Here is a 12,153-nt window from a genome sequence, read left to right on the forward strand (position 1 = left end):
CCGTCGCGCCCGTCGCGCCCGTCGCGCCCGTCGCGCCCGTCGCGCAGCGACGACGCGGCCGGCCGTCACCGCACGGGTTCCGTGCGTTCGGCCGCGGCCTGCGCGATGCGCGCCGCACGCGGGCCGCGTGACAGCAGCCAGCGTGCCGCGCCGTCGAGCGACGTGCACAGCACCAGGTAAAGCGCCGCGACGAACAGGAAGATCGGCGCCGGATACACCATCAGCCGGTTGTTCACCTGCGTCGCGACGAACGACAGTTCCGGCACGCCGACGATATACGCGAGCGACGTGTCCTTCACGAGCGCGACCCACTGGTTGACGAACGACGGCGTCATGATCCGGATCGCCTGCGGCAGCAGCACGTAGCGCACCGTCTGCCAGCGCGTGAGCCCGAGCGACAGCCCGGCCTGCCACTGCCCGTCGCCGGCCGCGACGATGCCCGCATGCACCGCATGCGCGAGATACGCGCCCCCGATCAGCGCCAGCGCACACACGACCGTCGCGAGCCCCGGCACGTCCACGTGCAGCAGCATCGGCAGCAGGAAGTACGTCCAGAAGATCAGCATCAGCACCGGAATCGCGCGAAAGAAGCCGATGAACGCGAGCAGCAGCACGCGCAGCGGGCCGCGCGCGAGCGCCATCGCGACGCCGAGCGCCACCCCCAGCACCGCCGACGCGACGGCCGACGCGATCGCCAGCACGAGCGACAGCGCGGCGCCGCCGAGCGGGCCGTCCGGGAACGCGCCGACGAGCAGGTACGGCAGATTGTCGAGCAGCAGCGAGACATCCATCCTCAACGCCCCGCCCCGAGCCGGTCGCGCCATTGCGTGGCCGCGTACGCGCCGGCCTCGATCGCGGCCACCGCGGCGACGTACAGCACGGTCGCGACGCCGAACGCCGCAAAGGTCTTGAACGTCTCCGTCTCGACCTGCCGCGACGCATACGACAGCTCGGCGACGCCGATCGCCATCGCGAGCGACGAGTTCTTCACGAGATTCATGTATTGGCCGAACAGCGGCGGCAGCGCGATGCGCACGGCCTGCGGCAGCACCACGTAGCGCAGCGACTGCATCGGCGTGAGGCCGAGCGCCGCGGCCGCATCGTATTGCGCACGGCGTACGCCGCGCAACCCGGCTTCGCATTCCTCGGCGACGAACGCGGCCGTGTAGGCGCTCAACCCGACCCAGCCGGCGACGAACTCGAACGACGGCCACGCGAGCGTGAGCGGGCCCGCGCTCAGTTCATGGCGCGCGTTCAGCCACGTGATCCACGTGTCGGGCAGCAACGACGCGACACCGAAGTACCAGAACAGCAGTTGAACGAGCAGCGGCGTGTTGCGGAACGCGACGACGTAGCCGGCCGCTACCGTGCGCACTGCCGTGCCGCGTGCATGCCGCATGACGGCGAGCAGCAGCCCGCCGACGGTCGCGGCGAGCGCCGCCGCGGCCGCGAGGCCGAGCGTGAGCAGGAAGCCCTGCCAGAGCCAGGACAGATATTTGGGCGCCAAGCCGAGCATGCTGATGTGTGGGGTCGCGAAGCGCGATCGAAAGAGGCGAAAAATGCGAAAGTAGACGGAAGCAAGCGGAAAGCGCCGCGACCCGCGCATACCGGCACAGCCGGCGGCGGATCGCGGCGCACGCGGCGCGGCGCGCGACTCAGGTTCGGTCGCCGATCCGGAAGATGCGCGTGAGCGGCGTCTTCGTCGCCGGCCCGAACCACGCGTCGTAGATCTGTCCCGCGCGGCCGTTCGCCTCGAGCCCCTTCAGCGTGTCGTTCACGAAGCCGAGCAGGCGCGTCTCGCCCTTCGGCACGCCGACGCCCATGTAGTCGTTCGAGATCGTGAACGCCGGAATCTCGTAGTTCTGCTTGTCGGGCACGTTCGCGAGCAAGCCGATCAGTTTTGGTCCGTCCTGCGTAATCGCCTGCACGTTGCCGGCACGCAGCGCGGCGAACGCGAACGGCGTGTCGTCATACGCGACGATCGTCGCCTTCGGATACTTCTCGCGCAGCGTGATCTCGTTCGTCGTGCCCTTGTCCGCGCCGACGCGCAGATTGTTCAACTGGTCGGCCGATTTCAGCACGCCCTTCTTCGCGAGAAACTGCTGGCCCGACGAGAAGTACGGAATGCTGAAGTCGACCTGCTTCGCGCGCTCGTCGGTAATCGTGAAGTTCGCGAGCACCAGGTCGACCTTGCCGGAGGTCAGGAACGGAATGCGGTTCGCGGGGTTGGTCGGCTGCAGTTGCAGCTTCACGCCGAGCTTGTCGGCCAGCGCCTTCGCATAGTCGACGTCGAGGCCGACGATGTGGTTGCTCTTGCCGTCGACATAGCCGAACGGCGGATTGCTGTCGAAGGTCGCGACGCGCAGCACGCCGGCCTTCCTGATGTCGTCGAGCCGGTCCGCGTGCGCGACCGTGCCTGCCGTGACGAGCGCGGCCCCGACGAGCCACGTGGCGAGAGTGTGGAATTTCATGAGCACGACCTGAGTTGTTATAAGGGCCGCCACGGATCGCGCGGCGGCCCGGTTCGAGGAACATCGCGACGTGGTGTCGTCGCGAAGCCGCTAACGTATCAGCGCGTGCGGCGATTCCGAACCAACAAATGGTGCTTTGCTCTGCGGGTTTCGTGATGACGCATGGATCACGCCGGCCTGATCGCCGAGCCGCGCGTCGCCGTCACGGAAACGTGAACGAAAATTCCGCACCGCCGCCGGCATAGCCGGGCCCCAGCTCCGCATCCGTACCGGTACGAATGTACTGCGCCCTCAACGGCATCACGGCCATGTCGCCCGTGCGACGCATCGGATACTGGATGGCCGTGCCCGGCTCGCCGTATGCAATCCGCTCGCCGGTCAGCGTATTCGTCATCACGATGTTGAACCCGCGCGCGACCGACTGACCGGCCGGTGCGCTCAATTGCAGCAGCGTCTTGTCCGGATTCGGCTGCGTGGCCTTGTCGCGGAAACTGATCGACGGCTTCGCCGCTGCCGCGCACTGGCTGAGCGCGATATCGAAACTGACCGGCTTCGACATCGCGTTCACGGTTGGAAAATTGTTGATCGAAAAATTGCCGAGCGTGACCGGCACGATCATGTTCGACTGGATCTCGCAGCGGTTCGGCACCTGGATCTCGCACTGGCTGCCGATGCACACGTTGCCGACGCCGACGAAGGTCTTCATCTGCTTGCACAGGTTGGGCGGCATCGTTTGCTCGGGTACCGTCACCGTGCCGCCGATCGAAGCGACACCTTTTGGAAAGTCGATCGCATAAATCGCGACGGTCGGGCTGCCCGGCAGGTTCTTGACGACCAGCTTGCCCTCCGGCAATTGCGACACCGGTTTGTCGAGCACCAGAAATTGCCGGAAACGCATCATTCGTATGTCGTTGCCGCCGCCCGCTGTTTGAGCAAGTTCGGTCTTTGCGGTTACCATCGGCAATGCACCCTGCTGCAGCGTTCGCTCGCTGCTGTCGTCGGACACGCCGGCCCATTTGAAGCCGATCCCGCTCACATTCGTCTGCGCAACACCGTCCGCGACCACGCTGCCGGGCATCCAGTGTGCGGCGCTCACCAGCTCGTGCGCCGTCGGCGCGACGCCGTACGCGAACGAGACCATCAGCGAAACCGTGCGTTGATACAGGGTCGCGCCGACCGGCGTCGTGCTCGTCAACGGCGTGATCATGCTCCAGGGTGACGCGTCGGGGTTGCTGAACGTGCACCCCAGCGCCGTCGCGCCACTGCTGCCTTGCGCCATCGCGTGCGTGCCGAATGCAAGGATGCATCCCGCCGTCGCCAGGCGACGCATCGCCCGGCCGACTCGCCAAAGCCAGCGCCGTCGAATCGTCTTCATGCTGCCCTCCCGTTGAATCGGCGGCGGGCGCCGGCCATGCTCGCCCGCCGCCTGCTGCATTACTCGATCACACCGAGATTGAGACCGGCGATCTTCTGCAGCGCAGCTTCGCCGGACACGGTGCTGTTACGGAAGATGCCGCGATTGATACCGACGAGGCCGCCGAAGGTCTGGTTCGGCCGTCCGTCGACGCGACCGCTTGCGTCACCGCGCTCGACGAGCCCGGCGTTCAGACCCACCAGACCACCGAGCGTCGCGCAGTAGGCGGCGCCAACCCTCCCCGACGCCCATACGTCGCGCATCGTGCCAAGGTTTTCGCCTGCGAACCCGCCGATCGTGCTCGACGGGCCGCCCGTCACGTTGCCGGTTGCCGACGCGACGTCGATCGTGCCGGACCGCCTGTTAGCGCCCGCGAATCCGCCCACCGACGCACTGGTGCCGGCCGACACGTCGCCGCTCGCCTCGACGTCAGCCAGTTCGGCATCGTTGCTGCCGACGAAGCCGCCCGTCTTGCTGTAGCTGCCGCCCATCGTCTTGCCGCGTGCGACCGAGTGAACAATCCCGCCGCCGAGATGACTGCCGACGAAACCGCCGTTCGAGCCCTGGCCGCCCGTTACCGCGCCATGCGCTTCCGCCATGTCGATGAACGCGTTGTCGCCAAGGTTGATGCCGACAAAACCGCCCGTCGAACCTGCCGACGGGCTCGACACGGCGCCCAGCGCCTTGCTGTCGGTCACCTTGCCCTGGTTCAGCCCGACGAAGCCGCCGACTGCCTGCGCGTATCGGCCGTCCACGGCACCGCTCGCGCTCGAACCGGTGATCGTGCCGGTATTGTTTCCGGCAAACCCGCCTGCCGTGCCGCTCGAGCCGCCCGTCACGCGCCCCAGCGCCGTTCCGTCGACGATCGTGCCGAGCAGGTTCGACCCCACGAACCCGCCGACATTCGCGCTGGCGACATACACGCCCGATGTGGTGCCGCGGCTCGTCGAGCGCAGAATTTCACCGCGCCGATTCACGCCCACGAGACCGCCGACCGACGCGCCGCCGGAAACGGTCGCGTTGGACTCGCTGTCCGACACGATGCCGGCATGCTGATCCAGCCGGTTCTCGCCGACCAGCCCGCCGACGGCATCCGACATGCCGTTGCCCGTTACCGATCCCGAAAACTGCGCGCGGGAAAGCTCGCCGCTATTGATGCCGACGAGACCGCCCAGCACATTGCTGCGGCTGGCGCCGGCGCTCATCTGCATGCCCGTCGCGGTCACGTTCCAGACCTTGCCGGCGTTTTCGCCCACCAGCCCGCCGATCGCGACCGGGCCGACGCCCGAGGCTGCACTGACACGCAACGACTTCAGGTTGAGGTTGGCGATCGTGCCGGTGTTGCGGCCGAACAGCCCGGCATACGCATCGCTGCTCGCGATGGCGAGATTGCTGATCGTGTTGCCGAGGCCGTCGAACACGCCGGCGAACGGCGTGCCCGAGCCGATCGTCTTGAGCGACGAGCCGTAATAATAGGAACCGGCGATATCGTTGCCGAGCACGTACAGCGCGTCGAGATTCGCGTTGACGGCCTGCAACTGCTGCAGATTCTGGATCACGGTATAGCGATAGCCGTTCGATTCGAAACCGGCGCCGGCCCCCGACAGCGTCACGGCCGCACCGCCCGCGAGCGAGTGCGCGACGCCGTAATCGAGCGTCAGCAGCGCGTTGGCGCCGGTCAGCGCGATCGGCGCCGCGATCTGCACGCTCTTCTTCGCGGCAATGGCCATGCTCGCATTCGCACCAGTCGCACGCAGCGCGCCGTTGATCGACACGTCGCCTTGCCGGCCGGCGAGCGTCAAGCGATTGCCGCTGGCCCAGGTTACCGGGCCGTCGACCGACAGTTGGCCGCGTTCGGCGATCAGCTCGACATCGGTGGTCGCGAGATTGCGCGACAGCGTATCGGCCACGATCGTACCCTGCTCGTTCGCGCCCGCCTTGACCGACATATCCGACGATGCGATGCGCCAGGTGCCGACGCGTCCGTTGGTCGCGCGCGTGTCGACCCTCGCGCCAAGCGCGACCTTCACGTCGGCGCCGCGGGTTTCGACCGTGCCGCCGTTGCCCGGTGTCGACGCGCTCGCGTTCATCACGCCCGCGACGTTGACGGTGCCGGCGTCGTAGCCGTCCAGCGAAATCCGGCCCGCGACGTTTCTTAGCGTGCGCGCCTCGATGGTGCCCTGGTTGTTGACCACCGTGCGCAGCAGCGTATCGGCGGTCTTCGCGCTCATCAGCACTTGCCCGCCGTCGGCCTTCAGCAACTGCGCGTTGCTGACGAGCGCATTGACGATGCCTCGGTCGATCTGCACGCTGAGCAGCTTGCTGCCGTCGAAGTTCAGCGTGGCGTCGCTGCCCGCGCCCAGCGCGACAGTGCCCATCTGCGCCTGGACGATCCCGTAGTTGACGACTTTCGCGCCGAGCAGCGCGATCGCGCCGCCTTCGCCTGCCACGAGATTGCCGAAGTTGTGCACTTCGTTCGGAGACTGGCCGGAAAACCGGTAGCGGCCTGCGTCGAAGTCGTCGTTCTTGATATCCAGCGTCGTCGCCACCAGGCCGCCGACATTGACCTGTGCGCTCTTGCCGAACAGGATGCCGTTCGGATTGACGAGGAACACGCGGCCGTTCGCATCGAGATTGCCGTAGATTGCGCTGCCGTCCTGGCCGACGACCCGGTTCAGTGCGATCGACGCAGCGGACGGCTGGTTGAACTTGACGCGCTCGCCTTTGTCGATGTTGAACGCTTGCCAGTCCGTCACCAGCTTGTCGCTATGCTGGTTGATCGACATCTGCTGCCCGTTGTCGTAGCGATGGATGTCGCCGTTCCCGGACACGATCTTCTCGCCTGTCGGCAGCGCATACGCCGATGTCGCCACGCCGCCGGCGAGCAGCGCGAGCACCGCGACGACGCGCGCGCGCGTCGCCGACTTGCCGCGCCGGCGTACCCGTTCGCCGGCGACCTGCCACGCGCCTTGCGCGTCGTTCCATACCAAAGAATAGGTCTTGTTCACTTTCGTTTTTCCTTGTTGTGGTTGAATCCCTGCCGATGCCCACGGCAGGGCGGGTACTGCAAGCTTCCGCGCGCCGCCCGTCACCGCGGCGCGAGCTGCGCACGGTATTCGTGCGTTGCGCCGCTATCGTCGACGGCGTCGAACACGATCTCGCCCGGCCCCGTGCGGGCCTGCGTGCCGATCGGGATCTCGACACGGCCGAACGGCGCAACGTCCAACACCGGGTTCGCCGGCCCGGCACGCTCTCCGTTCAGCAACACGCGCGTGAGCGTCACGTAGTACGGCGTCGGATTGAGCGCGACGAGCGACGCTGCCGCGTTCGTGCCGGCGTGCGTCCATGCGAGCCGGTTCGGTGCGTCGTCCGGATCGCCGTCGAGACCGGGCGGCCGAACCAGCAGCTTCATCCTGAGCCGGTACGCGATGCGCAACGCGTGGTCGCCCGCCGCCGCGGCCGGCGGCACTTCGAGCAGATTGATCCAGAAACAGGATTCCCGGTCCGCGGCGAGGCCGCCGCCGATGGACTGCACACGGATCGACAGCGGCTGCCCCGGATCGAGCCGGGCGAGCGGCGGCGCGACGATGAACGGCACGCGCAGGCGGCTCGGGTCGGCGTTCGCATCGCCATCGTCGAGCCACGCCTGGACGAGGATCGGTGCGTCCCCGCCGTTGCGCGCGAAGATCGTCAGAGCGCGTGCGTCGCCCGGATAAACGAAGCGGGTACCGGCCACGGACAACGCTGCGTCGCACCGGACCGCGCCGATGCTCGCGACGCAGGCGAGCACCGCCGCACGCACGACGCGCCCGATGCCGGGCCGATTGGGCACGCGGCGCGGCGACGTGGGCAGGACGGAAGCGAAACGAGACGTCGATCGATGCATTGGGCTAGCGCTCGTCGATACGATCGGCCGGCGGTACTGCCGGCGTCGGCACGATCGTCGCCGCGCGGCAGATGCCGTCCAGCGTCACGTATCCGGTTCCCGAACGCTGCGCAGCCGGCACCGCGTAATCGATCACGCATTGCTGATCCGCACGCGTGCCCCATTCCACGCGAATCCGGCCGTCATCCGCGGCACTGCGCACGAACAGCCGACTGCCCTGCCCGACCACGCCGAGCGCCGCACCGGTGCCCGCGTCGAGCGCGCGCGCGGCGAATGGCAGCGGCCGACCGTCGTCGGTTTGCGCGTCGATCAGCAGCGCGCGCGCCTTCAGCGTGTCGTAGGACAGCATGACGATCGAACCCGAGCGCGGCGCCACGCTGTGCGACACGGTCTTCAATTCGACGTCCTCGGGCACGTCCTTCGGATCGATGTCGACCTTGTTGAGCTGATACGGAATAAGGCTCGGCACGATCGCGTAACCGAAGCGGTCGACGCGTGCAGTCGTGTTCGCAACCAGTGCGCCGCGCGCGTTCGGCGCGTGCACGACGCCGATGGTCTCGCTCAACGTGGGGGCCGGCGTCAGACCGCCCGGGTGCAACACCAGGCCGCCCGTTGCGCTCGCCGACGCCTGCTGGTAGTCGCGCCCGATGCCGACATTCGCCGACAGCGACACCGCCGGCCGCTGATAGCCGACGCCGAAATTGCCCGACGACGCGCGGTTGCTGCCGTCGTAGCTCGACGACAACGAATACGATCCGTCGCCTTGCTGGCCGAAACGGCCCGCGAGGCCCGCCGTCGCGCTCGTACCGGTGCTGCTGTCGTGCGTGACGAACGAGCTGAAGATCGGTGCGCGCCGCGTGTTGCGACCCAGCGGAATCGACACGTTCAGGCTCACGAGCGTGCTGCCCGACGCGCCGCCGAACGCCCGATCCATCACGGACAGATTGCGCACGCGCTGCACCGACGCCGTGATCGTGGCGTCGCGCCACTGCGTGTTGTAGCCAAGCGTGAAGCTGAGCGTCTGCCCGCGTCCCGCCCAGTAGCTGAGCGCCGATCCGTTCGCATAGACGCTGCCCGTGCGCCCGACCTGCTGACTCACGTTGAGGTCGACGCGGTTGCGCACGCGCGCGATCGACGCCAGGCCCGCGCCGGTGTTGCTCTGGGCATTCAGCAGCAGCGCGTCGCGCAGGCCGAGATAGCCTTTGGTCGAGTAGCGATACGCGAGCAGCGAAAAGTTCGTGCCGCTGTTCGGCAGGTTCTTGCTGTATGACACGCGTACGCTCGAGCCGGTCATGCGCTCGCTGCCTTGCGGCTGGGTGCGCGCGATCGTGACGTCCGCTGCGAAACCGCCGATCGCCGTATTGAGCGCGACGCCCGTCAGCACCGACTGGTAGCGGTTCGCGAACGCGGCGCCGCCATAGGCCGTCACCGCATTGCTGATGCCCCGCCGCACGGTGAACTGGCCGACGTACTGCGTGCCGATGTCGGTGCCGCTGCCGAGTTCGATCGCCTGCCCGGCCATCGCGCTGAACTGCGTGCTGCCGGGCCGCAACAACTGGACCGTCGTCGCGAACGGAACCACGAAGCTGCGCGTTTCGCCGTTGGCCTCGGTCACCGTCACGTCGAGGTCGCCGCCGTAGCTCATCGCCTGCAGGTTGTCGATCGTGAACGGCCCCGGTGCGACGGTCGTCTCGTGAACGAGATAGCCGCGCTGGTAAATCGACACCTTGGCATTCGACTGCGCGACGCCGCGCACGACGGGCGCATACTCGCGCTGTTCGTCGGGCAGCATCCGGTCGTCGCTGGAGATTTGTACACCGCGAAACGACACACCGTCGAACAGCGTGCCGTTGGTCGAGCTTTCGCCGGCCAGCAACTGTGCGCGCCAGTCGGGCAGATCGGTTTGCGCGTAAACGTAGCCGCGCTGATAGCGGGTGCCGCCGCGCTGCGACCACGTGAGGTTGCCGTTGTGGCGAATCCGGAACCGCCCGGCGCTCGCCGCCATCGACAGCCCCGTGTAGAGCTGCGAGAACGTGTAGCCGCTGGAACGCGTGTTGAACACGCTCGCGCTGTAGTTCAGCCACGCGGCCGGCACACCGTTCGTCCAGTTCGAAGGATCGACGTAGGTGCTCCGGCTGGCGAGCCGCATGTAGAACTGCGGCGCCGTCAGATACAGTTTCTGCTCGGCCGCATCGAACGACAGCGCGGCACCGGGCACGTAGCGCGACAGCGCATCGCAGATCGTGCCGTCGGGCATCGGGTTCGGCGGCTGGCTGCCGTCCTGGCCGCGCGCGCTTCGGTCGAGATCGACGCCGACCCGCTGCAGCAGCGTTTTATCGTAGCAAGGCAGCACGTCGCCACGTGCGTCGGGCCGAAACGTGATGTCCTCCACGCCCCGCCACAGCCCGTTGACGATCAGATCGACTCGATGCACGCCTGCCGGAACCGTATTCGGGCGCTCGAAAGGCGTCGTATCGATCGGCTCGCTGTCCGGGCCGTGCATCAGCATCGAATCGTCGAAGCGCGTCGCACCGGCCCCGGGGTCGGCCGGCGCCGTACCCGCGGTCGTGCGACGCTCGTCCTCCTGCGCCACCGCGTCGATCGTGTCCGCGACGGCGTCCGCACCCGACGCCATCGCGATCGTCGCGAACACGGATGCGACCGCCAGCAGACACGGCCGCTGCGGCAACCGGCGGGCAAGCCCCCCAGCGCATGAAGATTGGAAACCTGCTGAACTGCGCATGTGAATTCAGTTAGTTCGCATACCGAATTGATAAATGGAACCCGGCATGCTGGGTCGTGCCTTCTGGATGCGTTGCGTGGACGGACTGCTCAGTCGGCCAGTTTTTTCGTTATCGTGGTGCGGCCGCCGTAGTCGTCGATAAGCATGTAGCGTACGGCCGTCGGACGATGCGACTGCACGGCGGCGCCTCGCAACGGAAAACGCTGCGACTCGAACGGTGCGACCATCCCGCCACCGGCTGATACGAACGTGCCGCCGAAGTCGCCTTCGACCGTCCCGAACGAAACGTAATACGGCGTCGGGTTGGAAACGTTGAGCGATATCTGCCGTTCGCCCGCATGCGACGGATCGGCGGACGCCTTCCACACCAGTTTGTCCGGCGCCGTATCGACGTCGTTTGCCAATGACGAAGGCCGATAAAACAGCTTGATGCGGGTTCGGAACGCGAAACGCAGCTGATTGTCCGCATCGGGCTGTACCGTCGGAACCTCCAGCACATTCAGCCAGAACACCGATTCACGGTCGGCCGGCAACTTCGCCTGCATGTTGGTAATGCGCAGCACCGCACTGCGCCCCGCTTCGACGCGCACCAGCGTTGGCGTGACGACAAACGGCACGCGCATCTGCTCGGGCGGAACGTCGACGCGGCCGTCGTCGATCCAGCTCTGTGCGAGCACCGGATCGGAGCCGGAGTTTTCCATCCGGACCGTGACGTCGCGCGAACGCTCGGGGAAAATCACCCGCGTACCGTCCAGCAAAAGCGCTGCCTGCGCCAGCGTGGCGCAGGCGGCCCACGCCATGACACCGGCCACGACTTGTAAATAAGGACGACGAATTGACAAGGTCATGACATGGAACATGGAACAGGGAATGCGCCGATCAGTGGTATGCGAGCAGATAGCGGATGAACGAGTTACCCGAGCCGGTCTTGATCGCATCCGGCGCGGCCGTCGACACATACGACGCCGTATAGCTGAGCGTCGCGACGTTGTTCGCGACGGTCGCGACCTGCGCTTCGGTGATGTTCTGCGGCTTGCCGAGCATGATCTTGCCGGCCTTGCCGTTACCCGCGTCGCTGATCTGGATCTCGACGCCTTCCGCCGGCTTCGTGCCGATGAGCTTCAGGTTGCCCGTGGCGGGATTGATGTTCACCGATACCGGATCGAATTCGATCACGACCTTCGAGCCGTTGGTACAGCCCGTGTTGCCGCCGATAGCGAGATTGAACGTGACGGGCGTGGACGTCGCGCCGATCTTGTCGAACGTGCTCGGACTGATGCGGTCGCCGAGCTGCACCTCTTTCCGGTTGCCCGGGCCGGGCGCTTCGCCGTTGATGTTGCAAGTGACGTCGGAGATGCTGCCGTAGAAATCGAGCTGGCCGTCGAAGGCGTGGGAAACCGACGGCACCATTGCGACGCTCGCGACACCCGCTGCAACGCAACCCCGAAGCAGATTCATTTTCATCGTTGAATTCCTCTCAAAATGGACATTTTTCTCGGAACAGACCGATCGACACGCAGGCATTAACCCTTCCGCCGCTTGGCGGCAACGCCGACCGAATCGCCTTATTCCGGAAGACTGGACAACTTCATCCGAAAATTGACGACCGCGCCTATTCTATTTATTGAAACGGTTTGCC

Annotated in this window: 9 protein-coding genes; all 9 read right to left on the reverse strand. The window is 66.6% G+C overall.

Annotated features, from left to right (window positions below; all coding sequences use genetic code 11):
• Positions 1 to 65 precede the first annotated feature (65 nt).
• Positions 66 to 791: an amino acid ABC transporter permease gene (locus SB786_RS05720; RefSeq protein WP_410726667.1), complete on the reverse strand. Its 726-nt coding sequence runs from the start codon at positions 789 to 791 to the stop codon at positions 66 to 68.
• A 2-nt stretch (positions 792 to 793) separates the two neighbouring features.
• Positions 794 to 1,516 carry an amino acid ABC transporter permease gene (locus tag SB786_RS05725; RefSeq protein WP_410726669.1) on the reverse strand — a complete coding sequence of 241 codons (723 nt, stop codon included), beginning with the start codon at positions 1,514 to 1,516 and terminating at the stop codon, positions 794 to 796.
• Positions 1,517 to 1,655: 139 nt separating this feature from the next.
• Positions 1,656 to 2,471, reverse strand: a complete 816-nt coding sequence (locus tag SB786_RS05730) for an ABC transporter substrate-binding protein (RefSeq protein WP_006759313.1) — start codon at positions 2,469 to 2,471, stop codon at positions 1,656 to 1,658.
• Between the two features lie 202 nt (positions 2,472 to 2,673).
• Positions 2,674 to 3,846 (reverse strand): fimbrial protein, encoded by a 1,173-nt coding sequence (locus SB786_RS05735; protein WP_410726672.1) that lies wholly within the window; start codon positions 3,844 to 3,846, stop codon positions 2,674 to 2,676.
• Between the two features lie 59 nt (positions 3,847 to 3,905).
• A complete protein-coding gene (locus SB786_RS05740; RefSeq protein ID WP_410726674.1) occupies positions 3,906 to 6,893 on the reverse strand; it encodes a filamentous hemagglutinin N-terminal domain-containing protein in 2,988 nt (995 codons plus the stop codon).
• 80 nt (positions 6,894 to 6,973) lie between these two features.
• On the reverse strand, positions 6,974 to 7,771 hold the full coding sequence (locus tag SB786_RS05745; protein ID WP_410726675.1) for a molecular chaperone: 798 nt from the start codon (positions 7,769 to 7,771) through the stop codon (positions 6,974 to 6,976).
• Positions 7,772 to 7,775: 4 nt separating this feature from the next.
• A complete protein-coding gene (locus tag SB786_RS05750; protein WP_410726676.1) occupies positions 7,776 to 10,424 on the reverse strand; it encodes a fimbria/pilus outer membrane usher protein in 2,649 nt (882 codons plus the stop codon).
• Positions 10,425 to 10,603: 179 nt separating this feature from the next.
• The gene (locus tag SB786_RS05755; RefSeq protein ID WP_410726677.1) at positions 10,604 to 11,374 is read right to left on the reverse strand and encodes a molecular chaperone; all 771 of its coding nucleotides are present in this window, start codon (positions 11,372 to 11,374) and stop codon (positions 10,604 to 10,606) included.
• A gap of 19 nt (positions 11,375 to 11,393) precedes the next feature.
• Positions 11,394 to 11,978 (reverse strand): fimbrial protein, encoded by a 585-nt coding sequence (locus SB786_RS05760; protein ID WP_410726678.1) that lies wholly within the window; start codon positions 11,976 to 11,978, stop codon positions 11,394 to 11,396.
• Positions 11,979 to 12,153 lie beyond the last annotated feature (175 nt).

It is taken from the genome of Burkholderia sp. SIMBA_062 (assembly GCF_046534765.1).
Lineage (GTDB): Bacteria > Pseudomonadota > Gammaproteobacteria > Burkholderiales > Burkholderiaceae > Burkholderia > Burkholderia ambifaria.